This is a genomic window from Jeotgalicoccus sp. FSL K6-3177, from assembly GCF_038050175.1.
GTDB lineage: Bacteria > Bacillota > Bacilli > Staphylococcales > Salinicoccaceae > Jeotgalicoccus > Jeotgalicoccus nanhaiensis.
In genome coordinates this window covers 1805732-1829699 of record NZ_JBBOSK010000001.1, presented here as the reverse complement: position 1 = coordinate 1829699, position 23968 = coordinate 1805732, and the positions used below count along the sequence as shown (strand labels likewise).

At 39.6% G+C, this 23968-nt stretch carries 29 protein-coding genes; 23 read left to right on the top strand and 6 right to left on the bottom strand.

Features of this window, described 5'->3' with window-relative positions; genetic code table 11:
• Positions 1-78 precede the first annotated feature (78 nt).
• The 8 genes from MHH58_RS09275 (at position 79) to MHH58_RS09240 (ending at position 5733) form a co-directional block, all read left to right on the top strand.
• The gene (locus MHH58_RS09275; RefSeq protein ID WP_341345728.1) at positions 79-501 is read left to right on the top strand and encodes a hypothetical protein; all 423 of its coding nucleotides are present in this window, start codon (positions 79-81) and stop codon (positions 499-501) included.
• Positions 502-683: 182 nt separating this feature from the next.
• Positions 684-1730: an LLM class flavin-dependent oxidoreductase gene (locus MHH58_RS09270; protein WP_341345727.1), complete on the top strand. Its 1047-nt coding sequence runs from the start codon at positions 684-686 to the stop codon at positions 1728-1730.
• A complete protein-coding gene (locus tag MHH58_RS09265) occupies positions 1714-2046 on the top strand; it encodes a glycine cleavage system protein H (protein ID WP_115885476.1) in 333 nt (110 codons plus the stop codon). Before MHH58_RS09270 ends, MHH58_RS09265 begins: the two co-directional genes overlap by 17 nt.
• Before the next feature lie 89 nt (positions 2047-2135).
• Positions 2136-2903: a protein-ADP-ribose hydrolase gene (locus tag MHH58_RS09260; RefSeq protein WP_341346099.1), complete on the top strand. Its 768-nt coding sequence runs from the start codon at positions 2136-2138 to the stop codon at positions 2901-2903.
• Between the two features lie 16 nt (positions 2904-2919).
• Positions 2920-3786: an SIR2 family NAD-dependent protein deacylase gene (locus MHH58_RS09255; protein WP_341345726.1), complete on the top strand. Its 867-nt coding sequence runs from the start codon at positions 2920-2922 to the stop codon at positions 3784-3786.
• 18 nt (positions 3787-3804) lie between these two features.
• Positions 3805-4827 carry a lipoate--protein ligase gene (locus tag MHH58_RS09250; RefSeq protein ID WP_341345725.1) on the top strand — a complete coding sequence of 341 codons (1023 nt, stop codon included), beginning with the start codon at positions 3805-3807 and terminating at the stop codon, positions 4825-4827.
• A gap of 112 nt (positions 4828-4939) precedes the next feature.
• Positions 4940-5449, top strand: a complete 510-nt coding sequence (locus MHH58_RS09245) for a hypothetical protein (protein ID WP_135099286.1) — start codon at positions 4940-4942, stop codon at positions 5447-5449.
• 56 nt (positions 5450-5505) lie between these two features.
• Positions 5506-5733: a hypothetical protein gene (locus MHH58_RS09240; RefSeq protein ID WP_341345724.1), complete on the top strand. Its 228-nt coding sequence runs from the start codon at positions 5506-5508 to the stop codon at positions 5731-5733.
• 26 nt (positions 5734-5759) lie between these two features.
• Here MHH58_RS09240 and MHH58_RS09235 read toward each other — a convergent pair whose 3' ends face one another.
• A complete protein-coding gene (locus tag MHH58_RS09235) occupies positions 5760-6806 on the bottom strand; it encodes an NAD(P)/FAD-dependent oxidoreductase (RefSeq protein WP_135099288.1) in 1047 nt (348 codons plus the stop codon).
• 73 nt (positions 6807-6879) lie between these two features.
• Here MHH58_RS09235 and MHH58_RS09230 point away from each other — a divergent pair, with 73 nt between their 5' ends.
• From MHH58_RS09230 to map, 3 genes are read left to right on the top strand one after another with little or no spacing between them, the layout of a single operon-like run.
• Positions 6880-7446, top strand: coding sequence for a DUF3267 domain-containing protein (locus tag MHH58_RS09230; protein WP_135099290.1), 567 nt, complete (start codon positions 6880-6882; stop codon positions 7444-7446).
• A gap of 47 nt (positions 7447-7493) precedes the next feature.
• On the top strand, positions 7494-8567 hold the full coding sequence (gene dinB, locus MHH58_RS09225) for a DNA polymerase IV (RefSeq protein WP_341345723.1): 1074 nt from the start codon (positions 7494-7496) through the stop codon (positions 8565-8567).
• 49 nt (positions 8568-8616) lie between these two features.
• Positions 8617-9372: a type I methionyl aminopeptidase gene (gene map, locus MHH58_RS09220; RefSeq protein ID WP_135099292.1), complete on the top strand. Its 756-nt coding sequence runs from the start codon at positions 8617-8619 to the stop codon at positions 9370-9372.
• A 589-nt stretch (positions 9373-9961) separates the two neighbouring features.
• Here map and MHH58_RS09215 read toward each other — a convergent pair.
• Genes MHH58_RS09215 through MHH58_RS09205 form a run of 3 tightly spaced genes read right to left on the bottom strand, consistent with a single transcriptional unit; the run spans position 9962 to position 11932 of the window.
• Complete coding sequence (locus MHH58_RS09215) at positions 9962-10531, bottom strand: beta-class carbonic anhydrase (protein WP_341345722.1); 570 nt, start codon at positions 10529-10531, stop codon at positions 9962-9964.
• A gap of 1 nt (position 10532) precedes the next feature.
• Positions 10533-11561: a YihY/virulence factor BrkB family protein gene (locus MHH58_RS09210; RefSeq protein WP_341345721.1), complete on the bottom strand. Its 1029-nt coding sequence runs from the start codon at positions 11559-11561 to the stop codon at positions 10533-10535.
• A 53-nt stretch (positions 11562-11614) separates the two neighbouring features.
• A complete protein-coding gene (locus MHH58_RS09205) occupies positions 11615-11932 on the bottom strand; it encodes a YtxH domain-containing protein (RefSeq protein WP_341345720.1) in 318 nt (105 codons plus the stop codon).
• A gap of 183 nt (positions 11933-12115) precedes the next feature.
• Here MHH58_RS09205 and MHH58_RS09200 point away from each other — a divergent pair, with 183 nt between their 5' ends.
• From MHH58_RS09200 to MHH58_RS09165, 8 genes are all read left to right on the top strand, one after another.
• A complete protein-coding gene (locus MHH58_RS09200; protein WP_115885488.1) occupies positions 12116-12316 on the top strand; it encodes a DUF1128 family protein in 201 nt (66 codons plus the stop codon).
• Positions 12317-12320: 4 nt separating this feature from the next.
• Positions 12321-13553 (top strand): aminopeptidase, encoded by a 1233-nt coding sequence (locus tag MHH58_RS09195; protein WP_167753413.1) that lies wholly within the window; start codon positions 12321-12323, stop codon positions 13551-13553.
• A gap of 82 nt (positions 13554-13635) precedes the next feature.
• The gene (locus tag MHH58_RS09190) at positions 13636-13791 is read left to right on the top strand and encodes a hypothetical protein (RefSeq protein ID WP_162842324.1); all 156 of its coding nucleotides are present in this window, start codon (positions 13636-13638) and stop codon (positions 13789-13791) included.
• 60 nt (positions 13792-13851) lie between these two features.
• Positions 13852-14361, top strand: a complete 510-nt coding sequence (locus MHH58_RS09185; protein WP_135099300.1) for an acyl-CoA thioesterase — start codon at positions 13852-13854, stop codon at positions 14359-14361.
• A gap of 5 nt (positions 14362-14366) precedes the next feature.
• Positions 14367-15137 (top strand): RecX family transcriptional regulator, encoded by a 771-nt coding sequence (locus tag MHH58_RS09180; protein ID WP_135099302.1) that lies wholly within the window; start codon positions 14367-14369, stop codon positions 15135-15137.
• Positions 15130-15456 (top strand): DUF1811 family protein, encoded by a 327-nt coding sequence (locus tag MHH58_RS09175; protein WP_115885491.1) that lies wholly within the window; start codon positions 15130-15132, stop codon positions 15454-15456. Before MHH58_RS09180 ends, MHH58_RS09175 begins: the two co-directional genes overlap by 8 nt.
• The gene (locus MHH58_RS09170; protein WP_135099304.1) at positions 15456-16943 is read left to right on the top strand and encodes a hypothetical protein; all 1488 of its coding nucleotides are present in this window, start codon (positions 15456-15458) and stop codon (positions 16941-16943) included. Before MHH58_RS09175 ends, MHH58_RS09170 begins: the two co-directional genes overlap by 1 nt.
• A gap of 10 nt (positions 16944-16953) precedes the next feature.
• On the top strand, positions 16954-17715 hold the full coding sequence (locus tag MHH58_RS09165; RefSeq protein ID WP_135099306.1) for an ABC transporter permease: 762 nt from the start codon (positions 16954-16956) through the stop codon (positions 17713-17715).
• A gap of 12 nt (positions 17716-17727) precedes the next feature.
• On the opposite strand, the gene MHH58_RS09160 is transcribed toward MHH58_RS09165, so the two are convergent.
• A complete protein-coding gene (locus tag MHH58_RS09160) occupies positions 17728-18705 on the bottom strand; it encodes a metal-dependent hydrolase (protein WP_135099308.1) in 978 nt (325 codons plus the stop codon).
• Positions 18706-18768: 63 nt separating this feature from the next.
• Here MHH58_RS09160 and mutY point away from each other — a divergent pair, with 63 nt between their 5' ends.
• The 4 genes from mutY (at position 18769) to MHH58_RS09140 (ending at position 22822) form a co-directional block, all read left to right on the top strand.
• The gene (gene mutY, locus MHH58_RS09155; protein ID WP_341345719.1) at positions 18769-19806 is read left to right on the top strand and encodes an A/G-specific adenine glycosylase; all 1038 of its coding nucleotides are present in this window, start codon (positions 18769-18771) and stop codon (positions 19804-19806) included.
• 64 nt (positions 19807-19870) lie between these two features.
• Positions 19871-20407, top strand: a complete 537-nt coding sequence (ntdP, locus tag MHH58_RS09150) for a nucleoside tri-diphosphate phosphatase (RefSeq protein WP_135099312.1) — start codon at positions 19871-19873, stop codon at positions 20405-20407.
• Positions 20408-20461: 54 nt separating this feature from the next.
• Positions 20462-22198 (top strand): ABC transporter ATP-binding protein, encoded by a 1737-nt coding sequence (locus tag MHH58_RS09145; protein WP_135099314.1) that lies wholly within the window; start codon positions 20462-20464, stop codon positions 22196-22198.
• A 15-nt stretch (positions 22199-22213) separates the two neighbouring features.
• On the top strand, positions 22214-22822 hold the full coding sequence (locus MHH58_RS09140; protein WP_341345718.1) for a DNA-3-methyladenine glycosylase: 609 nt from the start codon (positions 22214-22216) through the stop codon (positions 22820-22822).
• 31 nt (positions 22823-22853) lie between these two features.
• Here MHH58_RS09140 and MHH58_RS09135 read toward each other — a convergent pair whose 3' ends face one another.
• A complete protein-coding gene (locus tag MHH58_RS09135) occupies positions 22854-23963 on the bottom strand; it encodes an FUSC family protein (RefSeq protein ID WP_135099316.1) in 1110 nt (369 codons plus the stop codon).
• Between the last annotated feature and the right edge of the window lie 5 nt (positions 23964-23968).

Genomic DNA, 23968 nt, shown 5'->3' with positions numbered 1-23968 from the left:
TATGAGCAGCCGTGATGAGTCCGTTCAGTTACTATGATACAATCATGTCAATATAAAAAATAGTGTGAGGGTATATAAATGAAGCAATTACTGGATGTCTCCGATATTGAAAATATAAAAATTACCGGCGTGTCTTTTGCCGATGATATTGTTGGCCTCGGTGAGAAAAGAATCATAATTGATGTGAAACATTTTAACCGTCTGGAACTAAAAGAAAATGAAGTTGAATTAGTTATTAACCGTAAATCCCTGGCCGATTACCAGGAGGAGCGGAATAAGGCACTTCTTGAACGCGAGAATTATGCAGAATTCGACCATATGAACAGTATGCTTGCTATGCTTGAGCATGATTTTTTCAGCATTGACCGCATCAGATTATTCTATCGGAACGCTGATAACCTTTCCGGAGAATACGTCATCGATACTTCAGATGAAAACCTGGTCGCCATGAAGAGCGAAGTGCATAATGGAGAGCTGCTTCTAACAGTGCACTCTAAATGATGGATAAAAAGGATGAAGCGGCTTTATTAGCTGTTCCATCCTTTTTACTTAGGAAAACGCTGAATACATAATGGTTTAACAGGCACGGATGTTGAGCATTACAATTACATTGACGATAAAATTTAACACCGATATAATAAGTATAATTTGGAATACAAATGTGCCTTAAAGGATTTGTTCAAATGATTAAATTTAGCGTATTGGATTATGCTGTTATAGATGAGGGGCAAATGCCGGAAACTGCACTGAAAGAAACTGTTAAGCTTGCCCAAGCTGCCGAGAGATTGGGTTTTCAACGGTTCTGGATGGCGGAACATCACGATGTGAATGCATTTGCGAGCAGCAGCCCTGAGCTGTTAATGATGCACATACTCGGCCAGACATCGTCTATCCGGCTCGGTTCAGGCGGTGTCATGATTCCGCATTACAGTCCGCTGAAAGTTGCTGAGAATTTCAGGGTAATGGAGAGTTTATATCCGGGCAGAGTAGACCTTGGCGTTGGAAACACGCTTGGGACTCCTGCGGTTAACAAATCGATGAACGAAATGCGTCCGCGGAAGCAGCGTTATGAAGAAAACATCAGTGATATAAAAAAATACGTTACGAATACCGATGATGAGAATCACCGTTTTAATGAGGTTGCTGCAAATCCAAAAGGAGAAACGAACCCGGAAATGTGGGTGCTCAGTACGAGCGTCCGCACGGCGGAACTCGCTGCCCGCCAGGGTATTGGGTATACGTTCGGCCTGTTTCCCCATGCTTCAAAAGATAAAACTGAGGTCGGTAAAGAAGCAGCCCGTGTATACAGAGAACATTTCGTGCCGTCTCCGGTCATGGAGAAGCCGAATGTTATGATCTCACCTTTTGTAGTCATTGCAGAGACAAATGAACAAGCGTCTAGATTCGCAAAGGCTTTAGATCTATGGCTTCTCGGCAAAATGAACTTCAGTGAATTTGAACGTTTTCCATCGGTTGAAACTGCAGAGAAATACACTTATACTGTAGAAGAACTGAAAAAGCTGTCGGCAAACCGCTCGCGTATGGTGGTGGGAGATGGAAAGAGTGTAAAACAGCAGCTGGAGACACTTGCAGAAACATTCGGCGCCGACGAACTTCTGCTGATTCCGCTGATGCCGGGTGCTGAAAACAGACAGCGTGCACTGGAATTAATATCATCAGAATTCAATTTAAAAAATAGAAAGAAGGATAACAATGAAAAAGGTTGCTAACTATTTATGGGTTGAAAAAAACGGCGAGGAGTACACGCTTATCATGACTCCGGAACTCCAGGACGATATCGGTACTGTAGGATTTGTAGAATTTACAAAAGCTGAAGAGGTAGCTAAAAACGATTCGCTGCTTGAGCTTGAAGCATCTAAAACAGTTCTTGACCTGGCATCACCGCTTGCTGGTAAAATTGTTGCAGTTAATGAGAAGGCAACAGACGAGCCTACACTGTTAAACTCGGCTAAAGCAGATGAAAGCTGGGTTGTTAAACTTACCGGTGTTGACGAAGCTGAATTTAATGCGCTTGCTGATGCTTAAATAAAAGCGGAATATATATTTTAAGGCTTGCATTCATATGTGCTTACATAGGGTGTAAGTCTTTTTTTAGAATTGGGTGAAATTATATGATGACTCAGACAGACAGACTCCATTTTTTAATATCTTATATGCAGCAGGAAAAAAATATTGAACAGTCGGTGCCGGACAGTTTTAACGAACGTTTTGAAGTATTCCGGGGACTTGCCAACGAACGTCCCGCAGTTAAAATCAGCAGGGAATTTCTCGATGTGCAGGATGCGTTTTTATCAGAATATAATGCTGGAAATGTGACGGAATTTGAATCGCTGAAACCCGTGAAAAAGCAGCTTTACATATGGCAGGGAGACATTACGGCGCTGAGAATTGAAGCAATCGTCAATGCAGCCAATACTGAAATGCTCGGCTGCCTGATTCCTAATCATAACTGCATCGATAATATTATTCATACGAAAGCAGGAGCGGAATTACGTCTTGAATGTGCGGAACTAATGAAAAAACAGGGCAGAAAAGAAGCGGTAGGCAGGGCGAAAATCACGTCCGCTTATAACCTGCCTGCTGACTATGTTATTCATACAGTAGGGCCGGTAGTTCAGGACGAGAGAGTATCTCAGATGAAACAGGACCTGCTTGCTAAATGCTATAAAAGCTGTCTTGAACTTGCCAGGCAAAAAGAAATCAAAACAATTGCCTTCTGCAGTATATCTACCGGGGTCTTTGGTTACCCGAAAGAAAAAGCTGCAGAAATTGCAGTAAATACTGTACAAGAATATTTAGAGGAGACGGGGTCTGAAATTAAGGTTGTATTTAATGTATTTAGTAAGGACGATTTAAAAATCTATAAGAATCTTTTGACTTGAGAGAGGTTGTATTTGGATGGACGCTTGGATGACGCTGAAAGAGAAAAAATCAGAAAGTGAACTGCTCGCCGGCCTGATCGGTGAAGCTGATGCGGTAGTCGTCGGTATCGGTGCCGGAATGTCAGCAGCTGACGGTTTTACATATATCGGGGAGCGCTTTAAAAATAATTTCCCGGATTTTATCGAAAAATATAACTGGTTTGATATGCTGCAGGCAAGTCTGTATAAGTTTCCGACCTGGGAAGAATACTGGGCGTTTCAAAGCCGTTTTATAGTATTAAATTATTTAGATCAGCCGAGAGGCGAAGCTTATACTGCGCTCAAGAAAATGATTGAGACAAAACCTTATCATGTCATTACGACGAATGCCGATAATGCTTTTTATGCTGCCGGCTATAACATGGATAAAGTACTTTATTATCAGGGTGAATATGCCTTAATGCAATGTTCGCGTTTCTGTCATGATAAAACCTACCGGAATGATGAACTGATACGGAGAATGGCTGAAGAGCAGCAGGATATGAAAATACCGTCAGAACTTGTTCCGCACTGTCCAAAGTGCAGTGCACCGCTTGAGAAGAATAAGCGCACCGCAGAAAAAGGGATGGTGGAAGATGCGAAATTTAATGCAGAGCGCGATACTTATAATGCATTTTTAAAAGATCATCAAAAAGGTAAAGTTATGTATCTTGAAATAGGTGTTGGACATACAACGCCTCAATTTATAAAACATCCATTCTGGCGTCAGACGCGTCAAAATGAAGATGCACTGTTCGTGACAATGAATCAGAAATCTTACAGAATTCCGGAAGCTATTAAAGCACAGACAGTTTTTTTAACAGACGATATTCAAAAGACGATTTTAAATGCCCATAAAAATTAAGAGGTAAGGGTGACTATAATGTATTTAATCGAACCATTCCGCAATGGAGAATATATTACAGACGGTGCTTACGCACTTGCGATGCAGGTTTATGTTCAAAACAATATCTTTTTGGACGAAGGAATTATATTCCCTTACCACTGTGCCCCGAAAGTAGAAATCGGACGCTTCCAGAATGCTGTATCTGAAGTAAATCAGGATTACCTGGAAGAAAATGATATTCTTCTCGTCAGAAGAGATACCGGCGGCGGCGCAATTTTAGTAGATGACGGTGCAGTTAACGTTTGTTTCTTAGTGCCGGAAGACACAGGTGTTTACGGAAATTACAAAAAGATGTATGAACCTGTAATAAAAGCTTTGAATAATCTCGGTGTAAAAAATGTAGAACAGAGCGGCAGAAATGATCTTGTTATAGACGGCAAAAAAGTATCCGGCGGAGCGATGACAATGTCAAACGGCCGGGTGTACGGCGGTTTTTCACTCCTGCTCGACATTAACGTTGAAGCAATGGTTGCTGTACTGAACCCTAACCGCAAGAAAATCGAATCTAAAGGAATTAGATCAGTACAGAGCAGAGTGACAACTCTGCGTGAACATTTAGCACCTGAATACAAAAATGTGACGACTGATGAATTTAAAGATTTAATTATTAAAGAATTCCTGTCAATCGATGATGTCAAGGATGCAAAACGTTATGAACTTACTGCTGAAGACTGGCATCAAATCGATAAACTTGTTGAAGAAAAGTATAAAAACTGGGACTGGAATTATGGTAAATCTCCGCGTTATTCATATAATAGAGACAGCCGTTTATCGGCAGGAACAGTAGACATTTCTCTCGAAATTGAGGGAGGCAGAATTGATCAATGCTCAATTTTCGGCGACTTTTTCGGACAGGGTGACATTGCAGATGTCGAAGAAGCTCTGAAAGGAACAAGGGTGGTCAGAGAAGACCTGAATGAAAAACTGAACTCACTTGATCTAAATCATTATTTCGGCAAATTGGAAGCATCGGAACTGACGGATTTAATTTTAAGTTAAAGTAAGAATAAATTGTACTGATTCAGGGTATCTTCATTTGTGAGGATACTCTTTTCATTATGAATTATGGTAAACTGATAGAAATGGAGTATGTGTGACAGGAGGGTGTTCAGTGCAGCAGTTATATGCCAAAGTTATCGACGAAGAACAACATCAGGGTGTAACGATTTTAGATAGTCATAATAACGTTGTCGGAGATGTGTTTGCTACAACGATATTAGGCTGTGATGAGAAGAATACTTACGGTTTTCAGCATGTCAGCGGTACTGAGATTTTGCTCGGTCTTCAAAGAAGAAGATTTAAAGACTTAAATGTAGCAAAATATACAGTTGAATATATGGGCAAACGATTTACCTTTAAAGAACGTAAACTTCATAACTTTATGAATTTCAGAGCGGACGGCACTGTACTCGAGACACCTTACGTATTTAAAGATGATAAAGAGGTCACATTAACAATGCACCGTGAAGATAACTTAATCGGCTCGATGAACGACCATAAAATATATGTTGATGACATCTCGGACATTGAAGCGGGTCTCTTGATACTGATGTATTTTATGTTTAAATTATATAAACGGGAAGATTATCATATTGCCCGTATTCTGCACCGCAACTGGTAGCAGATAGTTATAAATTTTGTATAATGAAATTAATTATTTAGCTGAGGAGGCAGTATATGTTAAGAATATTTTGTGTGGCAATTCCAGTCCTGGTGTTACTGCTGCCTCTCTTTATGGATGCATCCGTCGTATGGATTTTAAATATACTTCTGACATCACTTGGAACACTATTCGGGTCTGTTAACTACAGGTACAGAAAAGAAAAACTGTGGCTTTTCGTATTAATATTCAACGTGATTTTATTCTTGTATTACATCTATGCAATGATAAATTTCTTCGTATAAAAAAAGACTTCCTTTTGGAAGTCTTTTTAATTTTGCGGTTCGGTATAGCTGTAGTCATTTAAATCCAGTTCAGTCGGCATACCGTTCAGAAGAAGCGCGACTTCCTTGCCGACAAAAGGACTTGCAGTTAAGCCTGTAGAACCCATACCGTTCACGACAAAAGTATTATTATCGACGTAGCCGATGAAAGGCAGAAAATCCCGGGTGTAAGGTTTTAAACCGACCCCCATTTCAGTAATCTCGACGTCTTCCGGTTTAAAATATTTATATAATTCATCGCGTAAATAGTTATAGCTTTCTTCGGAGGGTTCAGTATCGAAAGAATCAGTATCGATATGGGTCGTTCCGATAACGTACTTATCATTTTCCAGATGCACAATATAGGTTGGTCCGAGTGCCATCACGACAGGAGACTGCTGCACTTGCTGCTTTAACAATTTAAAATGCATAATCTCTGCACGCTGATGGGCAATTTCAGGTTTATATTTCTGCTCTTTCCCCCAGGCACCGGTTGTATAAATTTTAAAAGTATCATCATCAATGCTGTTTTCATAAGACTTCTCTTCCCATCTGCCTCCAAGTCCGATAAAAGCTTCTTTAATAGCAGCAAGCAGTTTTTGTCCTCTGACCTGGCCGCCGCCTTCTACTATTAGAGCGGGATACTCAGTCGTGAGCGCCGGATGCAAAGCAGACAGTTCTTCTTTGGTAAGCTGCCTTACTTGCCCGACATCCGGATTATCAACCGCCTTATCGCTGATTCTTTTCGTTGCCTTGTCAAAAATATTTTCTTTGAACAGACATATAGCACCGCTGTTCTTATATCCTGTCGACATACCGGATTCTTTTTCAAGCGTGCTGATAAAATCCGGATAGTAATGAGCGCTTTTTGTCACAAGCCGGTACCATTTTTTATTGCGGCGCTGGCTGATCCAGGGACAGACAATACCTGCTGATGCGAAGGTAGCCTGGCCTTTATCTTTGCGGTCGTATATCTTTACGCTGTTTCCCATTTTGACGAGATGATAGCCGATTGATGCTCCGGCAAGACCTCCGCCGATAATTGTTATATTCATTAAATCACTCCTGTGTTATGGCTGTTAAAATTATGATATGTTATTTACAGATGAATTAGAGAGAGGCATGTACATGGATAAGTTAGAACTGAATATTTTTGAAAATAAATCTGCCTTAAAAAGCATATCATGGATTCAAATTCTGGCAATGATCGGCACCTTTATATTGTTGTATTTACTTGAAGGACTCGTTATTAAACCGACGGGCAGCGCCCTTGTCGGCAGAGAACAATTTGGCATTGCCGGTGCAGTATTTTTTATTATCGCACTATTTTTTATTATTATCATTGTTCACGAAGCAATCCACGGCCTGTTTTTTAAAATTTTTAATCCGTCAGGAAAAGTAAAATTCGGCTTTAAAGCAGGAATGGCTTATGCGACTTCACCGGGTACTGTGTATACAAGAGGGCAGTTTTTTATCATTATCGTTATGCCTTTTGTAATTCTGACGGCGGTTATGATGACGATGATGTTTCTGCTGCCGAACCCGGCGTATAAATACTATATTGCTCTTCATACAGGCGCCTGTGCAGGGGATTTCTACTATCTATATTTAATTTTAAAACATAAGCATCTGTCTTATGCTGTCGATACCGAAGTAGGCATGAGCCTGTACGAAACTGAGAAACAGACAATTTAAGTGGTAGAACGTGTGTTCGTTATTTGCTATAATGAATTTGGGTGAAGATGATGGAAAAACGAATCATTCATATAGATATGGACGCGTTTTATGCCCAAGTGGAACAGCATGACAATCCTGAACTGAGAAGGAAGCCTGTCATAGTCGGCGGGCGTTCGTTTAATAGAGGTGTTGTCGCGACAGCAAGTTATGAGGCGCGAAAATTCGGTGTGCATTCAGCCATGCCGACCAAAACTGCTCATAAATTGTGCCCGGACGGTATATTTGTCCATCCGCGTTTTGAACGGTATAAAGAGATTTCAGCTCAGATCAGGGAAATATTTTTAAGTTACACAGAATTAATAGAGCCGCTGAGTCTGGATGAAGCATATTTAGATATTACAGAACTCGTCAATAGAGAAACATCTTCAAGAGAAATTGCATTATCTATTCAAAGCGATATTTTTGAAAAGACGGGACTGACTTCAAGCAGCGGAATTTCTTATAATAAGTACCTTGCTAAAATTGCTTCCGGCATGAATAAACCGAAGGCAACCACCGTTATAGATTATAATAACGTGCTCGAGATTCTGCATGTACTCCCCATAGGGAAATTTCCCGGCGTTGGCAAAGTGACCGAAGAGAAAATGCTCGGCATGGGAATCAAAACAGGAAAAGATTTATATTATTTATCTAAAAATGACTTAATACTGAAATTTGGGAAACGCGGTGAAAGTTTATATAATAAGGCACGTGGAATCGGCACAAACGAATTGACAGTGCAGCGTGAAAGAAAATCTGTCGGCAAAGAAACAACATTTAATTACGATAGAAACGACGATGCTGAAATATTAGCTGTACTGGAAGAACTGTCTAAAAAAGTGAGTACAAGACTCGACGACAGACAGCTTGCAGGCAGAGTAGTGACGGTAAAAATAAAAACCGGCGGCTTTGAAGCGCACTCAAGACAAATGATGACGATGGATCCTATATTTAAAAGTGAAGATATATATCATTATGCCTATAGCCTGTACCACGAAGTGAAAGAGCAGGATGTTCCGATACGTTTAATCGGAGTGACCGTTTCAGGAATTGAAGAACGGCTGTACAGAAATATGACCATATATGATTTTATAATGTAGCAACTTTGTTATACTGTTAAATAAGACTAAAAGTAAGAAGGTATAAAAAATGATAGTAAAAACACAGGAAGAATTAGAAAAATTAGAAGAAATCGGGCAAATATGCGGCCGTGTCTTAAAAGCGACTGTAGAATATGCTGAAGTCGGCATGTCGACTAAAGAGCTCGATGACTATGCAGGAAAACTGCTTGAAGAATACGGTGCAAAAAGTGCGCCGATCAGCGAGTATGACTTCCCCGGGTACACATGTATCAGTGTCAACGAAGAAGTTGCTCACGGAATTCCCGGCCCGCGAAAAATTAAAGACGGAGACATTGTTAACGTCGACGTATCAGCAGTAAAAGACGGTTATTATTCAGATACAGGAATTTCATTTATCGCTGGAGAAAATGAAGATCCGTTAAAACAGAAAGTCATCGATGTGACTGAAATGGCATTCGAAGAAGCACTGAAGAAAATTAAACCGGGTGCGAAAGTGAGTCAAATTGGCCGTGCAGTATTTAACACAGCACGCCAGAACGGACTGACTGTTATTAAAAATTTAACAGGTCACGGAGTAGGCAAAAGTCTGCACGACCAGCCGCAGCATATTATGAATTATTACGATCCGACGGACAGAACAATCTTAAAAGAAGGAATGGTTATTGCGGTAGAGCCGTTTATTTCTTCAAAAGCAACGATTGTGACAGACGGTAAGAATGACTGGGCCTTTGAAACAAAAGACGGCAGCTACGTTGCACAAAAAGAACACACAATTATGGTAACGAGCGACGGCCCGAAACTGCTGACTAAAATAGAAGACTGATTTTAAATGAAAAACCCTGTGCATCCATTGGATGTACAGGGTTTTTGGTGTGCGTGTGGATTTTTTGTGTGATGCGTAACAATGAGCGACGCTCATTGATTAGGTAAAATTTATCAACTATTAAACATAAAGAAAAACGGTACTGAATGCGAAAACGATTAATGTAAATAAGACGATTGGAATACCTGCTTTTATTGCCTTTTCTTTGGGATCCAAATTTTTATTATTTACAAAAAGTTCAATTGATAAAGTCATAAAGCTGAGTATTAAAGTAAGTGCGAAATGTGTCCCGACATTCTCTTTAAACCCATCCGTCATGGAAATTGAATTGATGAGAAACGTTCCGAGTATTATTATTGTTAAAAGTATTTAGTGATAAAACCATCTTTTGATGTTTTTTTCATAATTATGCCCCTTTAGTTTTATTATCAGTTTAGCAATATAAATTCTAACATTATTCCTGATAAAGAAAATAATCAACATCAGCGGACACCTTCACAAAATCCGCGACGTCGGCCGACAAGAAGGTTCATACTAAAATAACAAAAAACCGGACCCTCAAAAGGGTCCGGCCTCACAACAAGCGAAATTATTCTGCTTTGTCGTATCCGTTTATAACAAGATCAACTTTCCCTGTTTCAGGGTCCATAATCATGCCGTGGACGGGTACTGTTTTAGCCATTAATGGATGATTTTTAACGTTATTGACTGTTTCTCTGACGCTTTCTTCGACGCTGTCGAATCCTTTCAGCCAATCAGATACTTCGATGCCTGAGTATTCCAGTGTTTTAAATGTTTCATCAGAAATACCCCGGCTCTTCATTTCTTTAATAACCGGTTCCGGCTGCAGTGCTCCGAAGCCGCAGTCATGATGTCCCATGATGTAAACTTCGTCCACGCCTAATGCGTAAACTGCAACGAGCAGACTGCGCATCGTACTCCCGTACGGGTGTGATACAACGGCACCGGCATTTTTAATCTGTTTGATATCGCCGTTTTTTAAGCCTAAGGCTTTAGTCGACAGTTCTGATAATCTCGTATCCATACAAGTTAAAAATACTGCTTTTTTGTTCGGTGTTTTATCGGTTTTAAAAGCTTTGAATTCTTCATTTTTAACGAAAGCTTCGTTTGCTGTAAGCAAATCTTCCAATAAAGTCATTTTAAACTGACACTTCCTCTTCATTACTTTGTGTTTGCTGTTCTTCTTTTAAAGTGCGCTTGTAAAAAATAGAGTTAATTTGCGCACCCAGTATTATTATAACACCAGTAATGTACAACCAGAAAATTAAAATGATTACACCGGCAATTGAACCGTAGGTTGCCGAGTAGTTACTAAAGTTGGATACGTAAAAACTGAATCCCCATGATGCAAGAAGGAATGCTGCTGTTGTAAAGATTGTACCCGGCAGAACCGATTTCATTTTCAGTTTAATATTCGGCGCCGTCATGTACATGATAAAAAATACAATGAAGACGAGCAGTATCGGTAAAATGCTTCTGACTAAGTTCCAGACTGTGGAGAACTGGTCGTCAAGACCGATAACACCAAACATTAAGTTGCCGATTTGTTCACCGAAAACGATGAGTACAAAGGTCAGTATTACTGACAGCGATAAAATAATCGTAAAGAAGACGGACAGCAGCTTCGCTACAACAAAATTACGGCTGTCTTCGACATCATAGGCGACATTAAACGCATTCATCAGTGCCGTCATACCATTAGATGCCGACCAAAGTGTCAAAATTAAACCGATTGATAAAATACCGCCGCCGGAGTTGTTTAATACATCTGTGATAATTCCTTCCAGCAGCCCTGAAATTTCTGAAGGTGCATAGTCCTGAATAAAGCTTGTAATCATATCGGGCTCTATTCTAAATAAAGGTACTATCGAAAGCAGGAAAATCAATAACGGGAAAATTGCCAGCAGGAAGTAGTGCGCGAGCTGAGCAGCCATGCCCGTTGTATTGTCATGTGAAAATCTGAATAAAAGACGTTTGAAAAATCCCGCATCTTCTTTTAACTTGGCTGGTTTATTAATTTTAGAAACATACAGATGTTCATCCGGTTTTTTTGCATCTTTTGATTTAAAATTAGTCTTATCGACAAAGACATCGTTATTTTTATTTTCTTTCTCTTTTTCTTCTTTAATCTGATTCAGCAGCTTGGATGATGTTTCATTTTTAGACATAACTTCACCTCACCTAAAACAAAAGGACTATAGTATCATAGTCCTGTTTATTTTTAATTTAGTTTTTTCTCTCTTTTAGCCTGGAAAGTATCCTTAGCATCCATAACCGCACGTTCAAGTTCCGGATTGTTGCGGCGGATTTCTTCTATAGTATCTTTCCAGAATAAAATTTCATCTTTAATCATTTCCACTTTAGATGGTTCACCTGACGATTCGTTGAAACGCTGTTTAAGATCATCAGGATTCGTTGCGTAATGTTTAATACTCTTAGTATTTGAAACTACGGAATCGCGCGTGCCTTTATCGATTAATGCAATTAATCCGCCGACAGCGGCTCCAATTACTATAGCTGGTACTAGTTTGTTTTTCATAACTGATTCTCCTTTAGTTAGCTTTCTATTAAATATAACCTATATTTACTAAGTATAAACTTTTTAGTCTAAGAAATTAAGCAGAATAACAGAGAAAGCATTTTTTCTGTAATCTTGTAAGATAATATATATTTTGCTTATATTTTGTTAAGATAGTTTATAAGGAACGGAAAGGGGATCATCATGGATAAAGAACAGATTTTAAATGATATTGTAGAAAAGTTAAACGTCGTAAATAAAGGTGTTTTTAAATCTGAAGATTACAGCGATGAAAAAATTAGCGAATTAAATGATATTAAAGAAATGCTGGACTCGCGCCGCCAGATTTCAGCAGGCGAACAGTCAGCTATCATTGAAGAATTGTCAAAAATGAGAAAGCAGTGATTATATGATGAATATTGAAGACAAATTATATAAATATGCAGAGCTGCTCGTCGATGTAGGAATTAATATTACTGATGGCAAAAGACTATATATCAGAGCGACGGCCGATGCACTTCCGCTTGTCAGACTTGTTACGAAAATCGCTTATGAAAGAGGCTCAAAAGAAGTTAAGGTTTCTCTTTCAGACGATACCATTGCAAGGCTGAATGCGACTTACCGCACCGAAGAAGAACTCGCGGTTATTCACGATTTCCAAGTTGCGGAGCGCATGTACTACAGTGATGAAAAAGCAGGTTTTCTGAGTATTATATCAAGCTCTCCTGAATTGCTTAAAGACGTATCGCCGAAAAAACTGCAGGCAATGCAGGTAGCAAACGGTCAGGCATTTAAAGAATTTTCGAGCCGCACCCAGAGTGATTTTCATTCGTGGTGTGTTGCGGGGTACCCGTCGGTCGAATGGGCACGCTTGGTTTACCCCGAACTTTCGGATGATGATGCTGTAAATGCGCTGCTCGAGTTAATACTTTACACAGTGCGTGCAGATGTCAGCAATCCGGTTGAAGCATGGATTGAGCATGATAAAACTCTTCACAGCAAAGTGGACTATTTAAATGATAAGCAGTTCACGGCTCTGCGTTATGAAGCGCCGGGAACCGATTTAACAATCGGATTGCCTGAAAATCACTTATGGGCAGGAGCGTCGAGTACGGATTCAAACGGTGATTCGTTTATGGCAAACATGCCGACAGAAGAAGTTTTTACCGCGCCTGACAAAAATCGTGTAAACGGCTATGTATCTAATACTCTGCCGCTAAGCCATGGCGGTAATATTATCGATGACTTTAAACTGACATTTAAAGACGGTGAAGTGGTTGAATACACAGCTGAAAAAGGCTACGAGATTCTGAAAAATATTATCAGCACGGATGCCGGTGCGAAACGTCTTGGGGAAGTGGCGCTTGTGCCATTTGATTCGCCTATTTCAAACAAAGGAATTTTATTTTATAATACATTGTTCGATGAAAATGCATCCTGTCATATCGCTCTCGGCAGTGCGTACGCGTTCTCGCTGCAGGGCGGTAAAGAAATGTCGCGTGAAGAATTGGACAGAGCCGGTTTAAACGATTCTATTACTCATGTAGACTTTATGATTGGTTCTGAAAAACTGAACATTTATGGTGTAGACAAGGATGGAAATGAAACGCCGGTCTTCATCGAAGGCAACTGGGCATTTTAAAAAATAAGGCTACAATTCACGTGGAAATATGATACAATTTAACTAATTGATATTTTGGAAAATCTCTTGAGGAGGATCTTTTATGGGAAGCTGGCTAATGCTTTTAGTCGTATTATCTTTTATGTTTGCAATTCTCGGTTTTTCAGCTGTGCTTTATTACTTCCTGGCACAAGCATTCCACAGTAAAGATGCACTTGTGATTGATACACCGGAAGAAGCGCTTGAGCGCAAAATATAAGAACTTTACTTAGAGGGGATGCAAATCTCCTCTATTTTTATTCACAAAGGGGATATTTAAATGAAAAAATTAATGTCTGAATCATATGCAGTGAAAACTGCCAACGTACTGCCGCCGGACTCCAACTCGCACGGCACTCTTTTTGGCGGCAGGCTGCTGCAGTATGTAGATGATATTGCGGCAATCAGTGCACGTCGCCACTCGAGGGCAGCGGTAGTGACTGCTTCTATTGATTCGATGGATTTTCTGCTGCCGATTAATATTGGAGAAATCGTTATACTTGAAGCTATGGTTACCCATACCGGACGAAGTTCGATGGAAGTCATGGTTAAAATATCAAAAGAAGATTTAACGAGAGAGTCAGGCAGAGAACTCGCTGCTTTTTCGTTTTTAACATTTGTAGCACTTGATGAAAACAACAAAACTATTGAGGTGCCGAAAATCGAGCCCGATAACGAACGTCTGCAATGGCTGAACGATACAGGTAAAGAACGTGCGGAACGCCGTCTGGAAAGAAAAGAGCACAGTAAATCACTGAGCAACTTTTTCGCATCTGATTTATTGGAGTGAGCTTAATGAAAATTAAACGCATTGTAAAACTGAAGCGGGAAATGTACGATGTTTTATTCGATGACGGACAGTCTATAAAAGTGCATGAGGAATCGCTTGTGCGCTATGTACTGATACCGGGAAAAGAGCTGGAAGAAGAAGAATTTAACGAGATTGTTCAAAATATCCAGTACGATCAGGCTTATGTTGCTGCGATTAAATATATCAGTTATAAAATCCGTTCCAACAAAGAAATGACTGATTATCTCAGTGAGGATTATGAAACGGAGATTGTCAGACAGACAATTTATCGTCTGCAGGACGAAGGTTACCTCAACGATGAAAATTATGCACGGTCCTTAAGAAATACGCTCTTAAATACGACTGACAAAGGGCCGGGCCATCTTCTGAGAGAGCTTAAAAAACATCATATTCCAGAAGACATCATCGTGCAGGAAACTGAATCTTTTGATGAAATGGTCGACAGTGAACGCATGAATAAATTAAAGAATAAATTCCTTCGCACTCACAGAGGCTCATATACTCAGTTTAAACAGAAACTGCGGGAAAAATTGACACTCCGCGGTTATAGCGGTCATCATTTTGAATTGATAAATTTTGATGATGATTACGATGAAGATGCTTATTTTGAGAAAGATTTTGAAAAATATTATAATAAGTATCAGAAAAAAGAAAGCGGATTTAAACTTAAGCAGAAAATGATTGCTGCTTTGATGGGCAAAGGGTATTCTTATGATAAAATCAGTGAAAAGTTAGGCGGAATAAACGATGGATGAATCTTTAAGTAAAATGACTCGCAAAGAGTTAAATCATTATATTCAAACTAAACGCGAAGCGATGAGACGTGCAGAAATGATGGGCGTTGAAAACGAATACCGCGTGCTGGAACGCCAAGTAATTATTGCGGAATGCTATCTGATTGATTTGTCTCAAATTGAGAATGGTAAAATTTATAAAGTAATCAGCCAGGAAGATCATTATTTTAAAGTGGAGTATATGAAAGGAATATTTGTCTGGGGCTTTTTCGTGAATGGTGATGAGAAAGAATCAGCTATTCCGGTCAGTATGCTGCAGCTTCCTAAACAGGTCAGATAATGAAAAATAAAATTTTGTTAAAAGGGCTGGATTTGTCTTACAGCAAAGAAGCGAAAGATTTTAAAAAGCGTATGCTTGGCAGAGCCGGACCGATACATCTTAAAAATATTAATATTCATTTATATGAAGGCGAAGTACTCGGCCTCTTAAGCGATACCGAAACTTTGTACTATATTAAAGAAGTGCTGTCCGGCACTTTGACTCCGACTGCAGGAAAAGTTAAAACTCACGGTGGTATTTTAAGTCTCGATGTGATGGATCACATTAATAATCCATTCAGCCTGGATTCTTTTATCGAAGAATTGCTCGTAGAATATAAAAGCGGAAAAGAATTAGGAAAGACTATTGAACTGTTGCATAACAAACCTGTAATCCGTAATAACCTGAGTAAGAAGCTGAAGGAATTAAGCCGGAAGCAGCTGGCGCATATTCTGCTGGAAATATCCGGGCTGATTGATGTTGAAATAATTATTTATACTAACTTTCATGAACATCTTGAGGATGTAGATAAGTTCCGCAGTATTGTGAATATGCATGAACAAAACGGCAGAGGTGTGCTGCTTTTAGAAACTTCGCTGGAACCGATAGAAAAGATGGCAAATTATTTTACCTGGGTCAGCTACGGACAGATTCGTTTTGAGGGCAGCGTGGAAAAAGGTGTAGAAATTTACAACAAGTATCTGCGTGATAAAAGCATGGTCAAAAATATAGAACAGGAATCCTTATTTGATCTTGAATGGAAAAGGCATGTTTATGAAGATGCGAGCTACAGTGAAAACTTTAAACGTCTCGGTAAACAGCAGGTTTCTGTGCTCGACAATATCAACATCCGAAAAATCATTATCACGCTCGTATTGGTCTTCATTATGGTGCTGTCAGCACTCGTGATATTTATGAATATTTCATTTATAGGAGAGTCGCCCACCTTCACAGAAGAACAGCAGAATTTAAATGAAGATGTAACATCAGAAAGATTATCATATGCATTCGTTGACAGAGACGGTCTTGAAATGGACGGGACGATGCTGCCGCAATATACACTCCTTGAAGTGACTGCTGCTGACGAAGAAAATTATACTGTGAAATACAGAGATTCTGAAAAAACAGTGACACGTGATGAAGTGCTGTACTTTAACCCGGCAAGTCTGTATACAGAAGAAGATTTTATGACCCTGCTTGAGTATACAAGTCCGGTAATTCAGAATAATTATCTGTTTTATTCAAATTACTTAAATGGCGAACGGGAATTCCTGGAACAAAATATTACATTTGATGTTCTTGATGAAAATCACGGCAGTGTGGCAGGTATTCCGATTACTTACCATTTCAGCGGAGATACAGTATTCTCCATGGAATTTGAAGGTGCTGAAAATAATACCATTACAGAAGATTTAAATCTGTCAGGCGAAGTTACTATTTTCAGAGTAGATGAAGGATTTATGATTTATGACAGCGTTCAAAATAACTGGAATTATTTGAGAAGGTAGGTGCGCGGATATGAATTACAGAGTCAGATACTTGCTTAGACGCGTATTCAGGCAGGCCGACAGATTTACTTTATTAAACTTGTCGCCTGTGCTTATTTACATTGCGGGCTTGATACTTCTTTTTATCGGCTTTATGACGATGGAAGACAGTACTATGGTCCGGGTTCTCTACGGAACGGTAGGTTTTATGGCTGCAGTGTGGATCTTCAGCATGGTAATTCTGAATAAAAATGAAGCATACGTTAAAGATTCCATTTTAAAAGTAAATTATATACCGCTGTATTTAAGAATATTGCCGACTATGATTTACCAGACGATTATGTTTATGATTTTTATTACTATGTACAGTGCTTTTACAGCGCTTTTTGTTGATAACTGGATGATGAATATATACTCGCTGCTGTATTATATCCTTCTCGGTGTGATTCTGGTCATACCTTTTACAATGCTATTTTTAGGCGTGTCGATGCACATCAATACAAATAAAATAAATCCTGTGCTTTTTGTTATCGTCCTGCTTATCGTGCCGGTATTTTATCTGCCGGAACAGCTGCCTTCCGCGGTTGAAAATATTTTCAGTCTTAATCCATTTTATTATGTGATTAACGGACTCCAGAATAATGCCATTCATCAGGCATGGACTGTTAACCGTCTGCCTTTTGATGTGCTTTACGTCACTCAGATGGCTATCTTATATCTTTGGATGTTCGAAGCATATAACAAAATGAAAATTCAATTATACAATGAAAAAAACAGCATGCCTGAATTCTAGGCATGCTGTCATTTAATTATTGGCTAATTTCTGCTGCAGCTTAGTTTCTGAGTATACCCACCCGGTATAGCTCGACTGCACTTCGTAATCGTCTTTGTCGAGATGCATAATACAAACGAAAGGATAATGTCCGTCTTTTAAATATCTGAGATCGATATATCTGACTTCCACTGTATCATTGCTGATTTCTTTAATTTCATATCTGTATATTGAAGAGAAGAAGGTAAATGATATAAAGTTTTTATCATCTTTAACCGCTTCAAATAATTCCCCTTCAAGCGGACCGATTTTTTCAAAACGGTCATAAAACACCACCTGGCCTTTAAAAGTACGGCCGACATAGTATGCTTTTTCTGCAACGACGACGACGCGCCATTCATTGAAGCGGATAGTCGGCAGACAGAAGACACGGGTAATTTCATCATCCGGCAGCCGTTCTTTAATTTTATTAACTAAATACCTCTGATAGATAAACCGTACAATATAATAAAGAATCATCACAGCGTATAATACAACGAACAGTGTGACAGGGTTAAAACCGGAGAACCACAGTATAAAGTATAGGATATGCATGACTATTATTGGAATATCGATGGTATTTATAAAGCCGAGCTGCAGCCATGTATGATTAAACGGCCGGAGAGCCTGGGTGCCGTAGGCGTTAAAAATATCCGAAAATACATGGAGAGAGACGGCAAACAGCGACCATAAGTACATATTGATAAAGGGAAGACCGAAAAATACGCTGCTTAATACAGCGAGGGTCAGCGGCCAGATAAGCACAGTAAACGGGAGAGAGTGAGTAATCCCCCGGTGATTTTTAATATATACAGCATTATTTTTCATTTTTAGGACAGTGTCGAGGTCGGGAATCAGTGATGCGCCGACAGCGGTCGTAATAAATCCGGCAGACACAGGATCTACTGAAGGATCGATATGGGCCAGACCGACAATCGTACCGCCCATTAAGGTATGTGTTAATGTATCCATAATGTCACTCCGTTTCAATACGGCATTTTATTTATAAATATATTTTAAAAGGTGAGTTTTTAAATGTTTAAAAGACCGGTATTTAATAATACATTACTTAATTGGTATCACGCAAATAAAAGGGAACTGCCGTGGCGCGAGACTTCCGATCCTTTTAAAATCTGGCTGAGCGAAGTTATGCTTCAGCAGACTCAAGTCATTACTGTAATACCCTATTATGAGAAATTTATAACAAAATATGAGAGTCTCGATGCTCTGGCAGAAGCAGACGAGCAGGCTCTTCTGAAGGATTGGGAAGGGCTCGGCTACTACAACAGAATCCGAAACTTTCAGCATGCAGTGCAGGAAGTGCAGGAAAAATATGATTCAAAAGTGCCGGATTGTCCTGAAGAATTTTTTAAATTGAAAGGTGTCGGGCCGTACATCGGCGGAGCAGTGCAAAGCATCGCATTTAACAATGCTCTTGCCGCTGTCGACGGCAACGTGCTCCGTGTTATGTCGAGGCTGAACCGCGATGGACGGGATATGACTAAAGCAAGTGTACAGAAAGATGTTAAACATTTTATAGAAAAAGATATGCCTCTTGAAGCAGGAGATTTTAATCAGGCGCTGATGGAACTCGGAGCGACTATTTGTACGCCGCGTACGCCTAAATGTGTCATCTGCCCGGTAAAGGACCACTGCGAAGCGCTGAAAGCAAACGAAGTCATGCAGTATCCGCTGAAAAAGAAAAAGAAAGCGAAGCAGGAGTATTATTATAATGTCTATTTTATTTTGAATGATAAAGACGAAATTCTTTTAATCAAGCAGGAAGATGATTTATTAAAAGGTATGTATGAACTGCCGAGATTCGATGTGGATACGTCTTTAGAGTCAATTGAAGAGAAATATAATATTCATCTCAGTCAGCCGGGAGCACCGGTGGGCAGTCATAAGCATGTGTTTACACATAAAATCTGGTACATGGAAGGCTACATTGTTTATACAGTGAATGATAATGAAAACTTTATCCCCTTGAAAGATGTGAAAAAACTTCCAATGAGTGTTGCAATGCAGAAAATGGTTAACTTAATTAGTACAGTACCGGATTCCGAACTGTAAATTTTTAAAACGCATGATGCTGTGCTATACTGTTTACGTAAATAATAAAGGTGGTGGCAGTATTATGGTGATGGAATCCATCCCGGCAGAGGGAAGCAAAATGAGGATTCAAAGCTATAAACATGATGGTAAAATCCACCGGGTATGGAGTGAAACGACGATTCTGAAAGGAACGGATCACGTCGTTATTGGTGGAAATAACCGTACACTTGTAACAGAAAGTGACGGGCGTAAATGGGTGACAAGAGAACCCGCTATCGTTTATTTTCACAAAGATTTCTGGTTTAATGTTATCTGCATGTTCAGAGATGACGGTGTCTATTATTACTGCAACTTATCCTCACCATATGCCTGCGATGATGAAGCGATTAAGTATATCGACTACGATTTGGATATAAAAGTATATCCGGACGGCAAATATCATCTGCTTGATGAAGATGAATACAAAGTGCACCGCAGCAAGATGAATTATCCAGAAAGTATCGACGAGATATTAAAACACCAGGTCGATGAACTCCAGCAGTGGATAGAACATAAAAAAGGACCATTCGCTCCAGATTTTATAAAGGTATGGCACCATCGTTTTAATAATGAACATTAACCAATCGGCATATCGTTGATTGGTTTTACTAATTTAATGGAGGCACACTCATAGATGATCAGACGTTATATGCAATTCGTTAAGCCGTATTACGGTATTATCGGTTTAACGATTTTAATCGGTGTACTGAAATTTGGTATCCCGCTCCTTATTCCTTTACTCGTCGCCTATGCAATCGACAGCATTATTCTTGCTGACGGTCTGGCGTACGATGAACGCATTTCGATGCTTATACAGATACTTCTTGTTTTTGCAGTTGTATTTGTAGTTGTAAGACCCCCGGTAGAATTCTTCAGACAATATTTAGCCCAGCGCACGAGCAACAAAATACTTTACGATATCAGAAAAAAATTATACGGGCACCTGCAGATGCTGAGTGCGAAATTTTACTCCAATAATAAAGTCGGGGAAGTTATCTCACGTGTAATTAATGATGTTGAGCAGACAAAAGACTTTATAATGACCGGCCTGATGAACGTCTGGCTGGACCTTGTTACAATTATTATCGCCTTGATTATTATGTTCAACTTAAATGTAGAACTCGCATTTGCATCAATTTTAATTTTCCCGTTTTACATTTTCGGTGTTTGGTTCTTTTTCGGACGCTTAAGAGCGAAGACACGTAACCGTTCGCAGGCACTTGCGGAAGTCCAGGGTTTTCTGCATGAAAGAGTGCAGGGAATTAACGTTGTAAAAAGCTTTGCAATAGAAACTCATGAAGAAGAAAGATTTGATAAAACAAATAATAATTTCCTGACAAAAGCGCTGGATCATTCACGCTGGACAGCCTACAGCTTTATGGTAGTTAATACGATTACCGATATCGGCCCGCTGATTGTTATCGGCTACGGTACTTTGCTTGTGCTGAATGAAAACTTAACAGTCGGTGTACTGGCAGCATTTGTCGCATATTTAGAACGGTTATACGGTCCGCTCCGCAGACTGGTATCATCATCGACATCGCTGACACAGAGTATCGCATCGATGGACCGTGTATTCGGACTCTTTGATGTCCCTTACGACGTAAAAGACAAAGAAGACGCTGAACCGATTAAAGAAGTTAAAGGTCATATAGAAATCGACAATGTATCATTTAAATATGATGAAAATGATAATGATATCCTGAAAAATATTAACCTGGATATTCCTGTAGGTCAGACTGTCGCATTTGTCGGGATGAGCGGGGGAGGAAAATCATCGCTTGTGTCGCTAATCCCAAGATTTTATGATGTCACAGCAGGCAGCATTAAAATCGACGGTCAGGATATAAGAGATGTTACTGTCCGTTCTTTAAGAGACAATCTCGGTATTGTTATGCAGGATAACATATTATTTTCGGACTCTATAAAAGAAAATATCCTCCTTGCCAAACCGGATTCAACAGATGAAGAAGTGCTGCTGGCTGCACAGCGTGCCAATGCGCATGAATTCATTATGAATCTCGAAGACGGCTATGAAACAACGGTCGGCGAGCGCGGTGTTAAATTGTCCGGCGGACAGAAACAGCGTATCGCAATCGCACGGGTATTTCTTAAAAATCCGCCTATTCTCATTCTGGACGAAGCAACAAGTGCACTGGATCTTGAAAGTGAAAGTATCATTCAGGATACTTTAGATCAGCTGTCATCCGACAGAACTACCCTGGTTGTTGCCCACAGACTGTCGACCGTTACTCATGCTGATAAAATTGTAGTCATTGAAAACGGACAGATTTCTGAAATGGGTACACATACTGAATTGATGGCGAAAAACGGCGCATACAGGAACTTATACGATATTCAGGGACTGTAAAGGACTGATTCTTATATGACTTATTTAAATATAGATTTTTTAAGCGACAATACTCTCGAAGCTGCCAAACAGCTGCTCGGGGTTGAAATTGTTACAGAAATAGACGGAGAGATAACGAGCGGCTATATTACTGAAGTTGAAGCTTATCTCGGTTTAAATGATAGAGCAGCACATACTTTCAGCGGCAAAGTTACAAAAAAGAATGCCATGATGTTTGAACCGTACGGACATATATATGTTTATACTATGCATGGTCACAACTGTATGAACTTTGTTACGACAACAGATCGTCCGGAAGGAATACTGATTCGGGGAATTGAACCGCACTGCGGCATCGACGTAATGAAAAAGAGACGCGGCAAAGAGAAGGATTTAACTGCGGGTCCCGGCAAACTGACAAAGGCACTCGGTATTACAAGGGCTGAACATAATGGTGCAAAGATTAACGGAGAGATACTTCACGTGCTTGAAGGCCAAAAACCTGCATCTATAGAAGAAACTAAGCGCATCGGTATTGATAATAAAGAAGAAGCTGTCGATTATTTATACCGGTATATCGTTAAAGGCAATCCAAATGTGAGCAGATTCAAAGGAAAAGCTGATATGAATAATGGATGGCAATAAAAAAACTGCGGAGATAGTCTCCGCAGTTTTTTTATATATCTAAAGTTTCATCCTGTATATCAATTTTGTTTTTATCTGTATGATAGCTGAAGAAACTGTTGGCCAGTCTGTCCACACGATCAATCGCGCGGGAGTATTCATGCATTGAAGTAATAATCTCCAGTATATTCTCATACTGAAGTTTATCATCTTCATCCGTGAGCTGTGAATAGTCGGTGAGGAAATGAGTCATTAAACTCATGTCAAAGTAGTTTGCACCTTCGACGTAAAGCTCGGAAGTTTCAGGTTTAATTTTTTCAGTAAACTTCATGAACACTTGCTCATGATAGGCCATCATTTCATCCATTTCAATACGGATATGATATTTTAAATCATCAGACAGATGATTGTAATCATTTTCGTAGCGATTAATCCGTTTCAGCAGATTGTAGGCCTGTCTCGTTGAAGCAATTAAATGTTTGAACAAAACTTTGCGTCTGTGATCGCTAAATCGCTGTTTCTTAAGAAGATTGCGTTCCTCCTTATACCAGGAATACATCGTTTCCAGTTTGGTTACCCGTTTTTGCAGCTGTTCGAGGTCTTTTTTAACATTCTGTGATTCAGTAACCGAATTAAGTTCAAGACGCATCCATTTGAAAATATCATTAGCGATATTAAAACAATTATGATACATCTTGGTTTCGTAACGCGGCGGTATAAAGACCAGATTTACAAGAAGCGATACGAGAACACCAAGCATTACAAGAGAGAAACGCGTACCTGCTGTAACGAGGAAATCTGTTGTGCCCAGCTCTGCGCCGAAAGGCACATCCATTATTGCAACAACAGTGATGACTGCAAGTGTAGATACACTTTGTAATTTAAAGAATAAAAGCATTGCAAGTACTAAAATTACAGTCAGTCCAATAATCAGTACATTACTGCCGAAAAGCAGCACCATAACAATTGCAGACATTGCCCCGATGGTATTACCTCTGAATTGGTTCCAGGTCGTTTCTAGAGACCTGTATACATTAGGCTGCAGTGCATTGACGGCAGCTATTCCGGCAATAAGCGCCGGTGTTAAGCCAATTTGATTTGTAATTAAAAAAGTTAATACAACGGCTATACCCGTTTTTAATACTCTAGCACCAAAACGCATGGCAC

What these genes read in the sequence shown, in the direction of transcription:
- MHH58_RS09275 (WP_341345728.1), top strand. Translation starts at nt 79, where the DNA reads ATGAAGCAATTACTGGATGTCTCCGATATTGAAAATATAAAAATTACC.
- MHH58_RS09270 (WP_341345727.1), top strand. Translation starts at nt 684, where the DNA reads ATGATTAAATTTAGCGTATTGGATTATGCTGTTATAGATGAGGGGCAA.
- MHH58_RS09265 (WP_115885476.1), top strand. Translation starts at nt 1,714, where the DNA reads ATGAAAAAGGTTGCTAACTATTTATGGGTTGAAAAAAACGGCGAGGAG.
- MHH58_RS09260 (WP_341346099.1), top strand. Translation starts at nt 2,136, where the DNA reads ATGACTCAGACAGACAGACTCCATTTTTTAATATCTTATATGCAGCAG.
- MHH58_RS09255 (WP_341345726.1), top strand. Translation starts at nt 2,920, where the DNA reads ATGGACGCTTGGATGACGCTGAAAGAGAAAAAATCAGAAAGTGAACTG.
- MHH58_RS09250 (WP_341345725.1), top strand. Translation starts at nt 3,805, where the DNA reads ATGTATTTAATCGAACCATTCCGCAATGGAGAATATATTACAGACGGT.
- MHH58_RS09240 (WP_341345724.1), top strand. Translation starts at nt 5,506, where the DNA reads ATGTTAAGAATATTTTGTGTGGCAATTCCAGTCCTGGTGTTACTGCTG.
- MHH58_RS09235 (WP_135099288.1), bottom strand. Translation starts at nt 6,806, where the DNA reads ATGAATATAACAATTATCGGCGGAGGTCTTGCCGGAGCATCAATCGGC.
- MHH58_RS09230 (WP_135099290.1), top strand. Translation starts at nt 6,880, where the DNA reads ATGGATAAGTTAGAACTGAATATTTTTGAAAATAAATCTGCCTTAAAA.
- dinB (WP_341345723.1), top strand. Translation starts at nt 7,494, where the DNA reads ATGATGGAAAAACGAATCATTCATATAGATATGGACGCGTTTTATGCC.
- map (WP_135099292.1), top strand. Translation starts at nt 8,617, where the DNA reads ATGATAGTAAAAACACAGGAAGAATTAGAAAAATTAGAAGAAATCGGG.
- MHH58_RS09215 (WP_341345722.1), bottom strand. Translation starts at nt 10,531, where the DNA reads ATGACTTTATTGGAAGATTTGCTTACAGCAAACGAAGCTTTCGTTAAA.
- MHH58_RS09210 (WP_341345721.1), bottom strand. Translation starts at nt 11,561, where the DNA reads ATGTCTAAAAATGAAACATCATCCAAGCTGCTGAATCAGATTAAAGAA.
- MHH58_RS09205 (WP_341345720.1), bottom strand. Translation starts at nt 11,932, where the DNA reads ATGAAAAACAAACTAGTACCAGCTATAGTAATTGGAGCCGCTGTCGGC.
- MHH58_RS09200 (WP_115885488.1), top strand. Translation starts at nt 12,116, where the DNA reads ATGGATAAAGAACAGATTTTAAATGATATTGTAGAAAAGTTAAACGTC.
- MHH58_RS09195 (WP_167753413.1), top strand. Translation starts at nt 12,321, where the DNA reads ATGATGAATATTGAAGACAAATTATATAAATATGCAGAGCTGCTCGTC.
- MHH58_RS09190 (WP_162842324.1), top strand. Translation starts at nt 13,636, where the DNA reads ATGGGAAGCTGGCTAATGCTTTTAGTCGTATTATCTTTTATGTTTGCA.
- MHH58_RS09185 (WP_135099300.1), top strand. Translation starts at nt 13,852, where the DNA reads ATGAAAAAATTAATGTCTGAATCATATGCAGTGAAAACTGCCAACGTA.
- MHH58_RS09180 (WP_135099302.1), top strand. Translation starts at nt 14,367, where the DNA reads ATGAAAATTAAACGCATTGTAAAACTGAAGCGGGAAATGTACGATGTT.
- MHH58_RS09175 (WP_115885491.1), top strand. Translation starts at nt 15,130, where the DNA reads ATGGATGAATCTTTAAGTAAAATGACTCGCAAAGAGTTAAATCATTAT.
- MHH58_RS09170 (WP_135099304.1), top strand. Translation starts at nt 15,456, where the DNA reads ATGAAAAATAAAATTTTGTTAAAAGGGCTGGATTTGTCTTACAGCAAA.
- MHH58_RS09165 (WP_135099306.1), top strand. Translation starts at nt 16,954, where the DNA reads ATGAATTACAGAGTCAGATACTTGCTTAGACGCGTATTCAGGCAGGCC.
- MHH58_RS09160 (WP_135099308.1), bottom strand. Translation starts at nt 18,705, where the DNA reads ATGGATACATTAACACATACCTTAATGGGCGGTACGATTGTCGGTCTG.
- mutY (WP_341345719.1), top strand. Translation starts at nt 18,769, where the DNA reads ATGTTTAAAAGACCGGTATTTAATAATACATTACTTAATTGGTATCAC.
- ntdP (WP_135099312.1), top strand. Translation starts at nt 19,871, where the DNA reads ATGGTGATGGAATCCATCCCGGCAGAGGGAAGCAAAATGAGGATTCAA.
- MHH58_RS09145 (WP_135099314.1), top strand. Translation starts at nt 20,462, where the DNA reads ATGATCAGACGTTATATGCAATTCGTTAAGCCGTATTACGGTATTATC.
- MHH58_RS09140 (WP_341345718.1), top strand. Translation starts at nt 22,214, where the DNA reads ATGACTTATTTAAATATAGATTTTTTAAGCGACAATACTCTCGAAGCT.
- MHH58_RS09135 (WP_135099316.1), bottom strand. Translation starts at nt 23,963, where the DNA reads ATGCGTTTTGGTGCTAGAGTATTAAAAACGGGTATAGCCGTTGTATTA.